This is a genomic window from Neobacillus sp. FW104-15D2, from assembly GCF_058790155.1.
Genome location: NZ_JBYTCJ010000022.1, coordinates 52,433 through 69,389, shown reverse-complemented (window position 1 = coordinate 69,389; position 16,957 = coordinate 52,433). Strand labels below are relative to the sequence as shown.

Genomic DNA, 16,957 nt, shown 5'->3' with positions numbered 1-16,957 from the left:
CTCCAAAACCATTATTTAAAAATTAATCCATATTGCTTTGCCGCTTTAAAGTAAATTATTCCTATTAAAATACGAAAGAAACAAACCTAAAAGGCTGTTTCTTTTTTTCTAACAGATTATGGTTTTAATAATTCATAAATTTTGCTTTTTAGCAGGATGACCTGCTTCACCTCGCCAGTGCCAATAATTCCTTTTTGGGTTTCGGCCCGTACTTCGGTTATTAGCGAATTGACTGTTACACTTTTGATTTCTGCTGATATGCACACCCGCTCACCTAAAATGGAAGGAGCTAAATGTTTAACATTTACAGAAGCACCCATGCCTTCTTCCCCTTCCTCAAGGTAAGGCAGAAGCAAAAGCCTTGATGCCCACTCCATATGATGGACCAAAGAAGCAGTCGAAAAAACAGGATGTACAAGCTTTCCTTCAAAGCAGGGAAACATTTCCTCTGTAACTTCCACTTCAATACTAATAGACTGACCAACATTAATTCCTGGTTTCATCGTAAACTCCTATATTAATAGATATTTATGATAAAATTGCCCGGTCATTCGCCATTTGGACTCCACGAATCCTTTGAAATTCCAGGAGTAAGGTTTCAATGGTTAATTTTTTCTTTTCTTCTTCATCAACCTCAAAAATGATTTGTCCCTTATCCATCATAATCAGCCTGTTTCCCAGATCAATTGCCTGCTGCATGTTGTGAGTTACCATCATAGTAGTTAACTTATACCGATCAACAATTTCCCTTGTCAGGTTTGTGATCAACTCGGCTCTTGACGGGTCTAGGGCTGCTGTATGTTCATCAAGAAGAAGGATGGCCGGTTCCGTGAAGGTAGCCATTAGCAAAGATAGAGCCTGGCGTTCTCCGCCTGATAAAAGTCCAACCTTTGCGGTTAGGCGATTTTCAAGACCTAAATGCAGAGATGCCAATACTTCCTTAAAAAACTCCCGTCTGCTTCTTGTCACACCACGCCGAAAGGTTCTTGTCTTATTTCGGGAATATGCCATTGCTAAGTTTTCTTCAATTGTCATCGTTGGTGCAGTTCCTGCCATAGGGTCCTGGAATACCCGGCCGATTAGTTTAGACCTGTTGTACTCGGTCATATTCGTAACGTTTTTGCTATCAAGGTGGATTTCACCTACATCAGGAATAAGAACACCAGAAATAATATTCATTAATGTAGACTTTCCGGCCCCATTGCTTCCGATAACAGTAACAAAGTCACCAGGTTTCAGAGACAAATTCACATGATCGATCGCCATTTTTTCATCAGGGGTTCCTTCATTAAACACCTTATGAATTTGATTTAATTGCAGCATGATTATCCCCCTTTCGGTCGGCTGGGATAGGAACAATATTCATTCGCTCTATTTTCCTGCGTGCTTTTCTTTTTCTTTCCTTTGATCCTTCAATAATTTTCGGAGCCGTCAGGGCAATAATGACGATAGCGGCCGTAATCATTTTCATATCACCGGGATTCAGGAATTCAATTCTCAGCGCCAGAGTGACCACAATTCTATAAATGATCGAACCGCCAATAACTGCAAGTGTTGTACGGGCAATCGTTTTTGTGCCAAAAAGTGCTTCCCCGATAATGACAGAAGCAAGGCCAATGATGATCATCCCAATTCCCATTCCCACATCAGCAAATCCTCCCTGCTGGGCGATAAGAGCCCCTGAGAAAGCAACTAATGCGTTAGAAATCCCCAGTCCAAGAATAATCAGCAGATTCGTATTCGCAGAAAGGCTCCGAATCATACGCTTGTTATCGCCGGTAGCACGGACAGCAAGCCCAATTTCGGTGTTTAAGAACCAATCGGTAAACCATTTAATCAGGAATGTGACGATAATCATAAAAATGAGGATTCCCCATGTTTCAGGCAGGCTATCGCCAAGACCTATTGAGGTTAAAAGATTATTAAAAAAAGAATCAATACCTGTTTTTTGAAATAGTCGGCTTACACTTGTAAAAGCCGTATCAGTGTTTAATAAAGGTATATTGGATCTTCCCATAATCCGGAGATTAACCGAATACAGGGCGATCATCATTAAAATACCAGATAAAAGGGCATTAATTTTCCCAATGGTATGGAGAATACCAGTCAGACAGCCTGCCAAAAATCCAGCAATTAAAGCGAAAATGGTGGCAATAAAAGGGTTTGTGCCGTTGACCATCATAATCGACGCAATTGCCGCTCCAGTTACAAAGCTTCCATCGACCGTTAGATCGGGAAAATCAAGGATTCGAAAGGATAGATAGACACCTAGTGCCATAATTGCGTAGATGATTCCTGATTCGAAGGATCCAAAAATGGCTGTAAACAATTTCATCATCCTCTCTTTTGGATTTTAAATCTTAAAGACATGGATTAGGGGCGGATAGGTATTAACCCTCATCCGCCCGCTTACTTATAATTACTTACCGTCGTAAAACTCTCCAAGTTTCTCCCAATCCGGATTTACTTTTAAGCCCTGTGCCTCAGCTGCTTTTTTATTAATTACGAGCTTCAGGCTTTTTGGAAGTTCAACCGGAATTTCGGAAGGTTTCTTTTTACCGCTAAGTATATCTGCTGCCATTAACCCGGTTTGATATCCAAGGTCATAATAGCTGAATCCGCTTGCTGCAACCGCACCGCGTTTCATTGAATCTAGCTCCCCTACAAAGAGCGGAATCTTCTTGCTATTAGCAACCGAAATAACTGTCTCAAGGGCAGAAACAACTGTATTATCAGTAGGAATATAAATAGCATCAACACGACCAACTAAAGATTCTGCTGCCTGCTTCACTTCTGCAGATGTAGAAACAGAAACCTCTACAAGCTTAGCCCCTTTTTTCTCTGCCAGTTCCTTTACTGCTTTCACCTGTACGACCGAATTTTGTTCCCCGGAATTATAAACAACACCAATTTTCTTGGCTTTCACTTCATCCGTAATAAAGTTAATGGTTTTACCTGTTGCTTCAGGATGATTATCTGTTGTTCCTGTAATGTTCTTGCCAGGCTTATCAAAGGATTTTACCAGTCCCGCTCCAACAGGATCTGTAACCGAAGTAAACAGGATTGGAATATCCTTAGTGGCATTCAAAGCACTAACCGCACTAGGAGTGGCATTGGCAAAAATCAAATCAACTTTGTTCCCCACAAAGTTATTAGCGATCGTCTGTGTGTTATTCATGTCTGCCTGTGCATTTTGCTCGTCAAACTTAGCCTTGATCCCCTTATCTTCAAGCGCTTTTTTAAAACCATCCGTTGCGGCATCAAGAGATGGATGCTCGGCAAATTGAGTGATTCCAATTTTAAATTCTTTTTCGGATGCTTCTTTTTTTGAACCTCCCGAAGTTTCTTTGCTCCCACAACCTGCAAGAAGAAGCATTCCGGCCAAAACAATCGAAAACGACCGAACATGTTTTTTCATTAAAATCCCCCTCTTTTTATTAATGGACTGTCATTATGTAATACAAACCGGTATCGTATGATATGTAATATAGACACCGTAAATATATCGTTATACTATCACTTTATTATTCTTAAAGTCAATAATATTCTAAAAATTTGATATATTTATAAAATTATATCAATAAAACCATAAAGTGCAAGTGGGATTTTAATTGCCTTTTATCAAGAAGGCTCTTTTCGTAAACTTTGTTGTTTTAAAAACAAAAATGGACTCGATTTCCACAGGTAAATCAAACTACTGCCTGTAAATACTTCTTGATAAACATCTGTGTATAGACGCTTTGCGACGAGCTGAAGGTTGGCTGCTTCGGCACGCCTCCTCGGTCGCTAACGACTGCCTGGCTTGCTTTCCTGCGAGACGTTGAGAGTGCATCGGTAAACCGTCACCGCACGAAGAAAATGCGAAAGCATTTTCGCAGTGTCTCGTCTATTTTTGCTCATAGTTTCTTCAAAAAAAAGAAGCAGTTATTTTCTGCTTCCTGTTAAAAAATATTTGAGATTTTCTTTATTTGCGAACTTGCCTCCGCCATCATGCTATCCAGTAAATCTGAAACAGTGGGCAGATCATCAATATACCCCGAGATTTGCCCGCTGTTCATAAATCCCTGTTCTCCGTTTCCTTCTATAGCTCCTACTTTATGAATATCCTCTGTTGTTAAACTATTAAATTCTTCAAGAGAAACTCCGTGTTTTTCTGATAGTAAAAGTTTTTCTGAATACGGAGTTTTGATTACCCTTCGAATTCTGCCGACAGACCTCCCAACAATAACCGTTTCTGTATCTCCAGCGGTGAGAATTTTTTCCTTATAATTTGGATGAAAGGGCGCGTCCTTAGTTGCAATGAACCGTGTTCCCATTTGAACACCTTGTGCTCCGAGCATTAGCATGGCTGCTAGGCCACAGCCATCAGCAATCCCTCCTGCTGCCACAACCGGTACATTTACTGCTTTTACGATTTGTGGGATTAATGTCAAAGTAGTGGTTTCATAAGGAGAGTTTATTCCCGCTGCCTCATAACCCTCTGCTACAATAATATCCGTCCCTGCCTCCGCAGCTTTCACCGCCTGTCTGACAGAGGCAGTTACCGTAATAACTTTTATGTTATGTTTATGAAGCTTTGGTATGTAAGGAGCAGGATTTCCTGCAGATAGCGAAACAGCCGGTACCGAGTATTTGATTGCAAGCGAGAGCATTTCTTTAATATAGGGGGAAATACTTAATGCCAGGTTTAGAGCAAAAGGTTTGTCTGTAAGCTTTTTAGTCTCTAGGATTATTTTTTCAACCTGATTTGGGTCCATGGTTCCAGCACCTATTGTTCCAAGACCCCCGGCGTTGGAAACAGCTGCAGTTAAAATACTATTACTGATATTCCCCATCCCTCCCTGAAAGATGGGATACCTGATATTTAGTGCCTCGGTTAATAAGTTCATAAAAGTCCCTCCCTCCGTTTAAAAAGGGTTTATAGAATGATATTATCAGTCAGTAATATAAGGATGGTCCATCATATTATATGAAGAATCTTTTTCCTCTAGTTCGTTGCCATCCCTGAAAACCCCTTCGAAGAATCTGGATGCAGGCTCGGCGAGTTCTTTATAGTAATTGGAAAAGAGTGAAGCTGCATGGTTGCCCAGCCATTCTTCGGGAAGAAGCTTTTCTGGCAGGCCTGGATCAAAAAATAGGAATTTACGATATTCATGTACGAGTTTTGCTCTTTCAACAAAGCATTCCGCATCAGTCATCTGGCCCTTGTTTAATTTACCTCTATCAATAATATATTTCTGGCTGTATTCGCTAATAAACTGTCTGTATTTATCATTAATTTCTTCTAGATTCCAAGCTCTGCTTACAAGGCTATTATTTTGATAAGGGCCGTCATATTCGGCAATAAAAAAATCAATATACGGCTTTATTTCATATTTCTCAATCAAATCATAGACCTGCTTTTCAAGACTGATTGGGGAAATCCAGCAGCTATTCGATAGTGTTCCAAATCCGCTCCATATCAGTTCCTTTCGGAGTTCGTCCCGTACACTGCGGATTTCTTCAGGGATGGTATACATGAGAATCCGCCATTTACCATCCCAATTCTCGGGCTTTAATTTAAAAATTCTATTACCGGCTTCCTGTATCCTTTTAATCCCCCGCTCTGTTAGGGAATAGTAGCTTTTATTGCCAGACTTCTCAGCCTGTACCCAACCCTGTTTGTTCATTCTTGAAATGGCTGCTCTGACGGATTGGCTGTTATGGCCAAATTCTTCAAGCAGCCGAATCAGGCTGCCAATCCATATTTTATTGCCATAGTGAGATATATAATCGCCATATAATGTAAAGATCATTGATCTGGTATTCACGTATCATAACATCCTTTTCGTTTGAAAAATTCTTGTAAAGACCAGCTTCTATTTTACTAGAAATGGGATAAGTTGGCGAAAATACTTTTAGAATAATTAATTTTACTTGCCTATGAAAACTGGCCTCCGTTTTTCATTGAATGCTTCAAGGGCTTCAATTCTGTCGCGGGTAGGAATTATAACCTCATAAGCATTGGCTTCAAAAGCGAGACCGGTCTGTATATCATGGTCTGCACCATACTGAATGGCATATTTTGCTTGTGCTACAGCAAGAGGAGCATTTTGAATTATCTCTTCTGCAAGTAACAGACAACACGGTATAAGACTATTTTTTGATACAACCTTGGTTAAAATTCCACAATGAAAGGCTTCATGTGCATTTATTTTCCTTGCTGTAAAAATTAGCTCCTTTGCCTTCATCTCTCCAATAAGTCTAGTTAATCGCTGTGTACCCCCAGCTCCGGGAATGATACCCCAGCTTACCTCCGTTAGTCCCATTTTGGCGTGTTCTGCCGCAATTTTAAAGTCACATGCCAGCACCAGTTCAAAGCCCCCTCCCAGGGCATACCCATTAACAGCAGCAATAGTTGGCTGTGGCAGCTGGGCTATACTGTTAAATACATCTCGTATTTTTTTTACATTTCGCCGTACCTCTGCTTCTCCCAGACCTTTTCTTTCCCTAAGGTCCGCACCGGCACTGAAGGCTTTATCGCCTTCACCAGTTATGATGATGGCTCTTACTTCCCTTGTGCTGTGAAGTATATCTACTTTTTTCCCCAATTCAACAAGTGCTTCATAATTAAAGGAATTTAGAGATTTAGGACGGTTAATGGTAAGAAAAGCTATTTGGCCTTTTGTTTCCAGCCTAATATGGCTCATACTTTATGCCTCCCAGTTCATGTTTTCAACTATGGTCGCAATTCCCTGTCCTACTCCTACACACATGGTGGCAAGTCCGTATCTGACTCCCCGTTTTTTCATTTCATGAATCAGCGTTGTTAGAATTCGTGCCCCACTTGCTCCGAGAGGATGCCCAAAGGCAATAGCACCACCGCTTACATTCACTTTTTCTGGATCAAAGCCGAGTTCCTTAATACAGGCAAGCGACTGGGAAGCAAAAGCTTCATTCAATTCAACAAGACCTATATCCTCAATTGAAAGATGGGCTCTTTTAAGAGCTTTTCTAACCGCGTATATTGGGCCAACGCCCATGATTCGGGGTTCCAGTCCTGCTGTTGCTGAAGTAACATATCTGGCCAGAGGTGTAAGTCCCATTTCCTTAGCCGCTTCATGATCTGCAAGCATTAAGGCAGATGCCCCGTCATTTACACCAGAAGCATTCCCAGCGGTAACTGTGCCATTTTCAAATAGTGGTTTTAGTTTAGATAGCTTTTCAAGAGAAGTTTCAGGACGGGGATGCTCATCCTGGGCAAAAATTGTTACTTCTCCTTTTCTTCCTTTTATACTTACAGGGACAAGTTCTTCCTTAAAACGTCCGGATTCTATTGCAGCCATGGCTCTCTTCTGGCTTAAATATGCGAATTCATCCTGGTTCTCCCTGCTGATTCCAAACTCTCTGGCCACATTTTCGGCTGTTTCAGGCATGCTGTCAGTTCCATACATCTCTTGTAAAGCTGGATTAATAAATCTCCAGCCAATTGTTGTATCAAAGAGTTCCATATTGCCCCTTGGAAATTCAGATGCTGGTTTTGCCATTACCATCGGAGCCCGGGTCATACTTTCAGTGCCGCCAGCAATAAATACCTCGCCTTCTCCGGCCAGAATAGCTCTTGCTGCATAATTAACTGCATCAAGACCTGATCCGCAGAGACGGTTAACGGTTACAGCTCCTATTTCTACTGGCAGTCCCGCTAATAGGGCTGACATGCGTGCCACATTCCGGTTGTCCTCTCCCGCCTGGTTTGCACATCCGAATACGACTTCTTCAATCCTTAAAGGATTAATTCCCGGATTTCGTTCGATTAAGGCCTTTATAACCACAGCACCAAGGTCATCCGGGCGTACGCTTTTTAAAGCACCTTTATACCTGCCTATTGGTGTCCTTACAGCATCTACAAAAACAGCTTCCCTCATCAAAATTCCCCCTTATTTATTCTCCTTGATTTTGCCGATAATCATAAACGCCCCGCCCTGTTTTTCGCCCAAGTCTTCCCGCTTTGACGTATTGTTCCAAGAGCGGAGTAGGACGGTACTTTTCCCCAAGCTTTTCATGGAGATACTTTAAATTATTCAGGCGGGTATCAAGCCCAACAAGATCTCCAAGTTCAAATGGGCCCATTGGATAATTTAATCCAAGCCTGATTGCCTTATCTATTTCTTCAGGTGTTCCTATTCCTTCCTGAAGCATATAAAAGGCTTCATTTCCCACCAGGGCACTGATCCTGCTAGTTACAAAACCAGGAAATTCATTAACCACGACTGTTTCTTTTTCCATTCTTTCTGCTGCTATGCGAATTGCTTCTGCTTTACTGTCGCTTGTTTCAAGCCCGCGAATGATTTCGACAAGCTTCATTTTATGGACAGGATTGAAAAAATGCATAGCAATTACCTTATCAGGCCTCTTGGTAAAGGAGCCAATTTCGGTTGGACTCATTGTTGACGTATTCGTAGCAAAAAGGCAATTTTCAGGAGCAAACTTATCAATAGTTTCAAATATAGTTTTTTTTATAGAAAGGACTTCAGGTACTGCTTCGATAACTAAATCCGAATTTCCTGCTGCATCTTCCAGATCGATAGAGTAGTTTAAGTGATTAATAGTCCGGTTTCTTTTGCTTACGGTTATTTTCCCTCTTGCCATTCCCTTTTCCATAATCGACAAAATTTCTTTTTCTGCATTGTCCAGCTGCTCTTGTTTTATATCGACAAGAGTGACATCAAATCCTCCAGCAGCACATACATATGCGATACCTCTGCCCATTACACCAGAACCAATTACAGTTACTTTTTGCATATTCAAAGCCACCTTCATAAAAAAATATGGCGAGCACCAGCATAATTGGTGCTCGCAAATGTCTAAACCGTCTTGTGTTAAATTCCAAAAGGATTCAGCGGACGGCCTCCATAGTAGGAAATGACACTTTTTGTTTCAGTATAAAGATCCAGTGTTTCCACACAAAGTTCACGTCCAAAGCCTGACTGTTTGTAGCCGCCAAACGGTGTTCCCGGGAAGGCTGAAAATGGACAATTCACCATCACAATACCGGCCTGGATTTGCTTTGAAACACAAGTTGCCCTTCCATAATCCTTTGTCCAGATTGCTGAACCCAAGCCATACTCGCTATCATTTGCCAGTCCAATCACTTCTTTTTCATCACGGAATTTCATGACAACAACAACCGGGCCAAAGATTTCTTCTCTGACTGCCTTCATTTCGTGATTTACATTGGTAATGATGGTTGGTTCATACCAGAATCCATTTTCGTAGCCTTCCACAGAAGCCTCTTTACCCCCTGCAGCAATTTCAGCACCGTCTTTAATGGCAGATTGAACATAACCATCAATAACCTCAAGCTGTTTTCTATCAATAATGGCACCAACATGGGTATCCTTTTCAAAAGGATTACCCAGTTTCAGTTTCTTTGTTTTTGCAATAAACTTCTCCATAAAAGCATCATAAATAGTTTCCTGTACATATAAACGGGAGCGGGCTTCACACGATTGTCCGCTGTTATAAAAAATTCCAAACAGCGAACCATCTACAGCCGCATCCAGATCAGCATCTTCGAAAACAATATTCGGTGATTTACCCCCAAGCTCTAGGGTTACTCTTTTTAGCGTTTGGGAAGCCTTTCCCATAATATCCTTTCCGATAGGAGTTGAGCCAGTAAACGCTACCTTATCAACCTGCTTGTGTTCAACCAGATAGTTACCCACTTCTGATCCTGCTCCAGGAATAATATTTACGACACCCTCAGGCACTCCGGCTTCAATACAGATTTCACCTAGTACAATTGCAGTCAGCGGGGTTAATGAAGCTGGCTTCACAATAACCGAACAGCCTACAGCAATTGCTGGAGCAATCTTCCATGCCGCCATCATTAATGGATAATTCCAGGGAATGATTTGGGCACATACACCAACAGGTTCTTTTTCAGTAATGTTCTGAAAAGCACCTGGCATGCTATTAACTGCCCCCCGGTGACTCACAATTGCACCTGCGTAGAATTCGAAATCCTCTATCGCCTGCATAACCTGTCCCTGGGCAGCTGCGAGGGACTTACCAGTATCCAGAATCTCCAATTCTACTAATTCATTGAACCTGGAGCGCATAATTCCTGCAATTTTATTTAAAGTACGGGAGCGCTTGTTTACAGGTGAAGTGCGCCACTTTCCAAAATCAAAAGCATTTCTGGCAGCTCTTACTGCTTTCTCTGCATCCTCTGTTGAAGCCTTTGCTACAGTTGCAACAGCTTCCCCTGTAGCAGGATTGTAAGTGGTAAAAGTTCCCCCTGTTATACTCTCGGTTCTTTCGCCATTAATAATCAGTTGATAGAATTCTCTTTTTGTTTCCATTGGTTCCAGCTTTTTATCCTTTACAGTTGACAAATAAATCAGCTCCTTTGGATTGTTCATTTAGATTGCAAGAAAAGGTTTCAACTATGATTGTTTTAATCTATCTCCCTCTGAAAACAGGCTTTCTTTTGGATAGGAAGGCTTCAACACCTTCGCGGTGGTCCTCTGTTTGTCCGGCGATCCTCTGGCCCTGAGCGTCTCTTTCCAGAAATTCTTCAAGATTTTCATGCCAGCTGGCTTTTAAGTTCCGTTTGATCAAGCCTATTGCCTTTGTTGGCATGGCAGCGAGCCTTTCTGCAAAAGCAGCTGTTTCTTCCAGGAAGTAATCAGCTGGAGCTAGCCTGGTAACCAGGCCAAGACGAAGGGCTTCTTCAGCCGGAATTTTTTCGCCAAGTACAGCAAGTTCAAGAGCCTTCGCATGGCCAACCAGACGTGGAAGAAAGTAAAGATTACCCGCATCCGGAATCAGTCCGACATGGATAAACGCTTGAAGAAAGCTTGCTTTATCAGAAGCAATTCTAAAGTCGCAGGCAAGCGCCAGACTCATTCCCGCCCCTGCCGCAACACCGTTAACCGCAGCAATGATTGGCTTTTCGCATTTCTCAATCTCCAGAACCATTGGATTATAAAGTGTTCTGAGTACATCACCAAGATTCGTTTGTTCATCAACACCTTCAAGATCCTGCCCAGAGCAAAAGGCCCTTCCGGCGCCAGTTAAAACTATTACCCTGATATTTGGATCTTTTGAAGCTTCTTTTACTGCTTTTTGGACATCTTTGTTTAATTGCGCATTAAAGGCATTTAGCTTCTCCGGTCGATTCAATGTCAGCCATGCCGTATTGCCGCGCACCTCATATGTAACTGTCTCAAACATGAATGGATCCCCTACCTTCCGGTGAAATCAGGTTTTCTTTTTTCAATAAAAGCCCTCATACCTTCCTTTTGATCCTGCGAGGAAAAGAGCATTGAAAAATTCTTTCGCTCATACTGCATTCCTTCATAAATACTAGAATCAATCGCTTTAAGAACTGACTCCTTAATAAACCGAATGGATAGAGGGGGCTGGGCTGCAATTGCCTTGGCAAAACGGACAGCTTCCTCGAGCAGCAGCTCTTTTGATACTGTCTTATTAATGATTCCATAATGCAAAGCTTCCGCAGCTGTTATTCTTTTACCAGTAAATAGCCATTCCATAGCTTTTGTTTTACCAGCCAATTTTGTCAGACGGACGGTTCCGCCTGCACCAGGCATGATTCCAAGGTTTACCTCAGGAAAACCAAATTCAGCATCTTCTGCTGCAATAAGCAAATCGCAGCTTAAGGCCAGCTCAAAAGCTCCGCCCAGGGCAAAGCCATGAATGGCACCGATAATAGGCTTTTTAATCCATGCAAGCCTATCCCAGTCTGTAAATTGATTTAACCTTTCAATACTGATGGAATCTGCATTGGCCATTTCATCTATATCAGCTCCAGCTGCAAAGCAGCGACCCTTTCCGCTTAACATAATGACTCGTACTTCTTCAGACCGGTCATAAGCCTCCATTGCAGCCAATATCTCAGAAATCATCCCGCGATTAAGTGCATTCAGAACTTTAGGGCGGTTAAGTTCAATAAAACCTATTCCGCCCTCTGCTCTTGTTTCAATAAATTCATAATTACTCATTTACTTCCTCACCAATCATGAGGTTTACCAGATCACCTGCAAAGGACATAACATCTTTTCCGGAAGCCCTTGCCTCGTCTGTTTTCATGGCTGCCTTAAAGGAAGCCATATCGTCATAGTACATTTCACACATTAAATAATATTTGCCTTCTCCCCCCATCGGGCTGCCAATTATCTTTGTTACTTCCATCTTTCGGAGACCTGGAATTTTAGCAGTAATCGGGGTATGAGTGTTTTTATAATACTCGTCAAAAGCTTCCTTATTTTCAGGGTGTTTGTATAGGGCGATCATTTTAATCATTTTATCTCTCCTCAAATTGTTTTTTATATATTTGTAAATAAGGGTTTCATTGCTTCAAATGGGTTCCTGCACGATTTGCAGTAGAGTATGCTTCTGCATGCAGCAGGACCAAATAGATTCTCAAGTGTGGTGTAGGGCGAACCGCAATAAGGGCAATCCACCTCCCAAATTCCGGTTTCCGGAAGTTTTCTAGGAGGCGGGGCAATTCCAAACTCCTTAAGCCTCTCTCTTCCCTCTTCTGAAATCCGGTCAGATGTCCAAGGAATATGATGGATAAATTCAACCTGGACCTCGTAACTTGGTACTGTTGCTTTTATTGCATTTTCTGTATTCTGACGGATTATATCCAAAGCGGGGCAGCCCAAAAAGGTAGGCACAAGTTGGACCTTTACTGTATTTCCTACAACCTCGGTACTTTCCATCATTCCGAGATCTACTATTGAAATACTTGAAATCTCAGGATCTTTCACTTCGTAAAGCGCTTTCAAAATTAATTCTTTTTCCTGTTCGCTGCCTATATTATTCAATGTAATCATTCCCTTGATGGGTTTTTCAGAAATCACCAATTGGCGGCAGGATCAAGGATATATACCTCATTCATGATTGCCAGCGCTGATTCCAGATCGGCGGTGTGTTCGCCGTTCCGTCCGTTTCCGCTTTTCATTCCCATACTTTCCGGAATTACAAAATTTACAGAAGTGAACACCGGAATCATTACTGCCTGCCAGCGGGCTTTAAGAGTTTGATCATGTTCAATTAATGCGAATTTGATAATTTCCTGCCCTTTAGGACCAAGAGTTAGTACTCCCTCCATCTCATCCATTACCTGAGAGATGGCACTTTCCATTCTTGTTCGGGCTTCTCCTCCAGCAAGCATCAATTGCTGGAACCACGTTCTCCAATGCATCATGTGATAAAAGAGCTCTATACTTACACGGGCGGCAGCATCAGCAAGAGGCTGATAAGTGGAATTTTTCAAGGAATCCATTTTGATTTTTTTTACTGCTGTATAAAAATAATGTCGGATAACTGTAAATGCCCAATCATAGTTGGGATTTTCGAGATAGGTACCAGTCCCATTAACTTTTTCTAGGAGAACAGCATTTCGTCGTTCCTTTGGAGCCCGCGAATGCGCTAGGACATCCATGTCTCCTTCACCTAATTCTTCCAGTAGCTGATAAAGTATAACAGCGTGGCCCATAGTATCCTGATTAATGGAGGAAAAGGCTACATCCTCCTCTATATGGGGAGCAAGGCCAAGCCATTCAGAACCGCGGTATGCCAAAATAAAATCATCATCAGCGAGCTGATACAGCAATTCAGTCAATGAAGATTTAAAAGAAGAATTTTGGTTTGCTTCATCTGGGCTAATAATTTTTGTCATGGCTGATTTCCTCCCCATGACATAATTTCCTTTTCATCAAGCATTCCTTGTTCATACTTACGCCACTTCTTCTTCAAATATCCGTAACCCTTTGTATTGCGGTAATCCTTATTGTCCAGCCTTTTAAGAGTCTCTTTTTCCTCCAGGGTCATTTTCCGTATATGGCTTCTTTTTATAACCCAGATATCGGAGGCAGGTTCCCTGCGCATGAAATTTTCCTGAGCCATAATAAGGGCCAGTTCTTCATTCGGGGCAAGCAGGGAAAACTGATATTGCATAGGGGCAGTATCAGATCGGCGGCTAAAAACTTCATATTCCTCGTAGAACCCTTTTGTCATAGAGCTACCTCCTTTCTATAGCTGCAGCTGAGCCCAGGGCTTCTCTTACCCACTCATTGGTTTCATAAGAAATCCTTCGAAGCCGGAGGCGTTCTTCTGATTTTGGGCCCTTATTTTTAATAATGTCTTTAAACTTGCCCCAATCTGGCTGCTTGTATATCCATTTTCCTGACTCTTCATCAAAACGCATGGTTGAGTCAGGCAGTTTTAGCCCCAAGGAAAGAACACGTGGAATATATTTTGTAAAAAAGTCCTGCCTTAGTTCTTCATTTGTTTTTGTTCGGATTTTGTATTTAATTGTTATATCTTGCTTGGAGGTACCAGTAGTACCCGCATCCCCGGGACCAAAAAACATCAATAATGCATCCCACCAACGGTTAAGGGAGTCCTGAAGCATTTCTCTTTGCTTTGTTGTGCCTTCTGCGAGAGCCATAATGATAGACTCCCCATGTTGAGCATGAAAAACCTCTTCAGCGCAGATTCTTTTTAAAGCCCTTGCATACGGGCCATAAGATGCATCAAGCATATTTGTTTGGGTGATAATAGCTGCACCGTCAACAAGCCAGCCAATCAGTCCCGCGTCGGCCCACGTTGGGGCCTCCATATGAAAAACATTATGGAATTTCAAATCCCCATTGAACAAATCCTGCATAATATTTTCACGGTTTTTACCGTAAGGCTTCATTAAGTCTTCAGAAACCCTAAGCAGTAACTGTCCATGGCCCATTTCATCCTGGACCTTTGCCATGATACCAAGCTTTCTTTTTAATGAAGGAGCTTTAGGAACCCACTCCTTCTCGGGGAGTGCACCCATAATCTCACTAATTCCATGCATAGAGATTAATTTGATTAAGGTCTTTCGGTATTCTTCAGGCATCCAGTCATCTGCTTCGATTTTCTCTCCAGCTTCAATGCGCTTTAAAAACTGTGTGTGCTTTTCATCCTCCGCCAGTAAATCGTATGAAACAGTACTATCCATCTATCCGCCTCCTATTTTGTATAACGCATATTTATCGATATTAATTTTTAGTGTTATATATTTAATATAAAAATACCGTGAAGATAGTGAAAAGTCAATTGATTTTTCTGAAAATTTAAAGAATATTAAAAACTTAAATAAAAAAACACATCCAAAGATGGGGAAGAATCACCTTTTTGGATGTGTTTTTAATTGGGTTATATTATATAAACCTGTGTTGATTTTTAATCATAGGCCGCTGTCCTCGAGAAGTTAAACTACTGCATGTAAATAACTTCACGAGAAGCAGCTTCGAACATTACTTGCGTTTTTTCGTTTAGCTATAGGTTGGCTTCTTCAAAACTCTATGGCGCGGGAGCACAAAGGAGCCTTCTCAGCTTTCGAACCTGTACGATCTCCCATTTTCCCGCTTTTCACAGCTTTAAAACAGCTTTATTTAATATGAGAATGCCTCATAAAGAAAACAATAGTAATTTAAATAAATAACTGTGTCATAAATTTATGGACAGTGGTAAACAAACGGAAAAGGAGGCTCTCCTTTAATTTGGAAAGCCTCCCTAATATTAATTCCAATCCTCTGTTACTTCCAGAAGATGGTCAATTTCAACTGTATTTTTGAAAATAAAATCATTTGCCGAATCCGTTTCATGGGTAGCTTCTAATAATTGGTCTATATCAATATATTTAACTGCCATTATTGATTCCCCCACTTCCAGTCCTCTTTACCTATAAAGTACGGTATAGAGTTCTACTAAATGGGGGTCTTTTGAATTAAATTATTTTTTCATTTATTAATTCATTCTCGGTATTTTTAACTAGACCTACTCCCATTTCTATAAATTTCTTCGGAAAAGGTGCATCCTTGTCGGAGGGCTCACGAAATTGATTTAAGGAAGCACTGACATTTCCCACGTTCCCATCCACATCGACATCTGTTTTGTATTCATGGGAGAGCATGAAGGGTCTGCCCAGCTCTACCCTGCTGTTTTCCTGTTCCAAATCTCCGTCAAGTGCTGTAATAGGGATTCTTAGATATTGCTCTTCCTCACCTTCATCCAGTTTGTAATCAAAATATCCATGATCATAATCCCAGTTCCCTCCTACCGTATATCCTAGGCCTTCCAGTTTACTTTTAAGGCCACTAAGAACTGCTTGTTTCCCTTCTAAGGTAGATTTAATTTCAATCATTATAGTCCCTCCCGTTTTTATCTTTATATACATCGGTTTTCCACTACACCGAAGGGTTTAAACTATGAAACTCTCGTTTTAGGCATTAATCCTACAAATGAAGAATAATTTCAACCAAAATCGGTTGGCCAAAATTGCTATTCTTTTAAAATTCTCTTCATACTTTGTTCATTTTTAAGGGATATGATGTCTATAAGCGTGATGCTTGCCTCCCACACTACAATCCGGCTTATGGCCGGATTGCTTTTTTGATAAAACAAAAAAGGTCACTAAAGAAAATCTTCAGCAACCTAATATCCTTTTATATAGTTCCTCGGAAATAGTAAGGTACAGACTGGCCGTCCTTGTTGTAGGGTTTAATTCCTCCACCAAAGCTTTTAAGCTTTTTTTCTGCTTCTTCAAGGTCCATCCAGTTTATTTCAAGGATTTCCTCTGGCCGGGTTAATTCAATAGTTCCGCCTGTAACAATGCCTTCAAAGGTAAAAAAAATGGTGTGATGCCCCCTGGAGCTAAACAAGGCCTCGTTGATGGTGAGAATATTTCCTGGCACAATATCCAGGCCAGTTTCTTCCTTAACTTCCCGAATAACTGCCTCTATGAGGTTCTCACCTTCTTCGACAGCACCTCCGGGAAGTGTGTAGTCAAAACCTTCTTCGCGAATATTTTTCACGGTTAATATTTTTTCCTTTTTTGGATCGGTAATAAATGCATATACTACGTCAACTCTTTTCATAAAAAGAAGTTTCCCCCACAATTCATTGC

General features: G+C 41.3%; 20 protein-coding genes. All 20 read right to left on the bottom strand.

What is annotated here, in order from left to right; all coding sequences use genetic code 11:
- Positions 1-116: 116 nt before the first annotated feature.
- Positions 117-503 (bottom strand): thioesterase family protein, encoded by a 387-nt coding sequence (locus AC3WR0_RS17255; protein ID WP_492553464.1) that lies wholly within the window; start codon positions 501-503, stop codon positions 117-119.
- A gap of 25 nt (positions 504-528) precedes the next feature.
- Entirely contained in the window at positions 529-1,323 is a 795-nt protein-coding gene (locus tag AC3WR0_RS17250; protein ID WP_492553463.1) for an ABC transporter ATP-binding protein, read from the bottom strand.
- Positions 1,298-2,329 (bottom strand): ABC transporter permease, encoded by a 1,032-nt coding sequence (locus AC3WR0_RS17245; RefSeq protein WP_492553493.1) that lies wholly within the window; start codon positions 2,327-2,329, stop codon positions 1,298-1,300. The genes AC3WR0_RS17250 and AC3WR0_RS17245 overlap by 26 nt, the downstream gene beginning before the upstream one ends.
- 90 nt (positions 2,330-2,419) lie before the next feature.
- Positions 2,420-3,418 carry an ABC transporter substrate-binding protein gene (locus AC3WR0_RS17240; protein WP_492553462.1) on the bottom strand — a complete coding sequence of 333 codons (999 nt, stop codon included), beginning with the start codon at positions 3,416-3,418 and terminating at the stop codon, positions 2,420-2,422.
- A 523-nt stretch (positions 3,419-3,941) separates the two neighbouring features.
- The gene (locus tag AC3WR0_RS17235; RefSeq protein ID WP_492553461.1) at positions 3,942-4,889 is read right to left on the bottom strand and encodes an NAD(P)H-dependent flavin oxidoreductase; all 948 of its coding nucleotides are present in this window, start codon (positions 4,887-4,889) and stop codon (positions 3,942-3,944) included.
- Between the two features lie 45 nt (positions 4,890-4,934).
- Positions 4,935-5,810: a phenylacetic acid degradation operon negative regulatory protein PaaX gene (gene paaX, locus AC3WR0_RS17230; protein ID WP_492553460.1), complete on the bottom strand. Its 876-nt coding sequence runs from the start codon at positions 5,808-5,810 to the stop codon at positions 4,935-4,937.
- A gap of 102 nt (positions 5,811-5,912) precedes the next feature.
- Positions 5,913-6,689, bottom strand: a complete 777-nt coding sequence (locus AC3WR0_RS17225; RefSeq protein ID WP_492553459.1) for an enoyl-CoA hydratase-related protein — start codon at positions 6,687-6,689, stop codon at positions 5,913-5,915.
- Between the two features lie 3 nt (positions 6,690-6,692).
- Complete coding sequence (gene pcaF / locus AC3WR0_RS17220) at positions 6,693-7,904, bottom strand: 3-oxoadipyl-CoA thiolase (RefSeq protein WP_492553458.1); 1,212 nt, start codon at positions 7,902-7,904, stop codon at positions 6,693-6,695.
- A gap of 16 nt (positions 7,905-7,920) precedes the next feature.
- Positions 7,921-8,781, bottom strand: coding sequence for a 3-hydroxyacyl-CoA dehydrogenase (locus AC3WR0_RS17215; protein ID WP_492553457.1), 861 nt, complete (start codon positions 8,779-8,781; stop codon positions 7,921-7,923).
- Between the two features lie 77 nt (positions 8,782-8,858).
- The gene (locus tag AC3WR0_RS17210) at positions 8,859-10,376 is read right to left on the bottom strand and encodes an aldehyde dehydrogenase family protein (RefSeq protein ID WP_492553456.1); all 1,518 of its coding nucleotides are present in this window, start codon (positions 10,374-10,376) and stop codon (positions 8,859-8,861) included.
- Positions 10,377-10,443: 67 nt separating this feature from the next.
- Positions 10,444-11,217 (bottom strand): enoyl-CoA hydratase-related protein, encoded by a 774-nt coding sequence (locus tag AC3WR0_RS17205; RefSeq protein WP_492553455.1) that lies wholly within the window; start codon positions 11,215-11,217, stop codon positions 10,444-10,446.
- A gap of 11 nt (positions 11,218-11,228) precedes the next feature.
- On the bottom strand, positions 11,229-12,005 hold the full coding sequence (locus AC3WR0_RS17200; RefSeq protein ID WP_492553454.1) for an enoyl-CoA hydratase/isomerase family protein: 777 nt from the start codon (positions 12,003-12,005) through the stop codon (positions 11,229-11,231).
- Positions 11,998-12,306 carry an EthD family reductase gene (locus tag AC3WR0_RS17195; protein WP_492553453.1) on the bottom strand — a complete coding sequence of 103 codons (309 nt, stop codon included), beginning with the start codon at positions 12,304-12,306 and terminating at the stop codon, positions 11,998-12,000. Before AC3WR0_RS17195 ends, AC3WR0_RS17200 begins: the two co-directional genes overlap by 8 nt.
- A 23-nt stretch (positions 12,307-12,329) precedes the next feature.
- Positions 12,330-12,842: a 1,2-phenylacetyl-CoA epoxidase subunit PaaD gene (paaD, locus tag AC3WR0_RS17190; RefSeq protein ID WP_492553492.1), complete on the bottom strand. Its 513-nt coding sequence runs from the start codon at positions 12,840-12,842 to the stop codon at positions 12,330-12,332.
- Between the two features lie 23 nt (positions 12,843-12,865).
- On the bottom strand, positions 12,866-13,690 hold the full coding sequence (gene paaC / locus AC3WR0_RS17185; protein WP_492553452.1) for a 1,2-phenylacetyl-CoA epoxidase subunit PaaC: 825 nt from the start codon (positions 13,688-13,690) through the stop codon (positions 12,866-12,868).
- Positions 13,687-14,028, bottom strand: coding sequence for a 1,2-phenylacetyl-CoA epoxidase subunit PaaB (gene paaB / locus AC3WR0_RS17180; RefSeq protein ID WP_492553451.1), 342 nt, complete (start codon positions 14,026-14,028; stop codon positions 13,687-13,689). Before paaB ends, paaC begins: the two co-directional genes overlap by 4 nt.
- Before the next feature lie 4 nt (positions 14,029-14,032).
- Entirely contained in the window at positions 14,033-15,007 is a 975-nt protein-coding gene (gene paaA / locus AC3WR0_RS17175) for a 1,2-phenylacetyl-CoA epoxidase subunit PaaA (RefSeq protein ID WP_492553450.1), read from the bottom strand.
- Between the two features lie 563 nt (positions 15,008-15,570).
- Positions 15,571-15,702 (bottom strand): hypothetical protein, encoded by a 132-nt coding sequence (locus AC3WR0_RS17170; RefSeq protein ID WP_492553449.1) that lies wholly within the window; start codon positions 15,700-15,702, stop codon positions 15,571-15,573.
- Between the two features lie 76 nt (positions 15,703-15,778).
- Positions 15,779-16,195 carry a YugN family protein gene (locus tag AC3WR0_RS17165; RefSeq protein ID WP_492553448.1) on the bottom strand — a complete coding sequence of 139 codons (417 nt, stop codon included), beginning with the start codon at positions 16,193-16,195 and terminating at the stop codon, positions 15,779-15,781.
- Positions 16,196-16,496: 301 nt separating this feature from the next.
- Positions 16,497-16,928 carry an NUDIX hydrolase gene (locus AC3WR0_RS17160; RefSeq protein ID WP_492553447.1) on the bottom strand — a complete coding sequence of 144 codons (432 nt, stop codon included), beginning with the start codon at positions 16,926-16,928 and terminating at the stop codon, positions 16,497-16,499.
- Between the last annotated feature and the right edge of the window lie 29 nt (positions 16,929-16,957).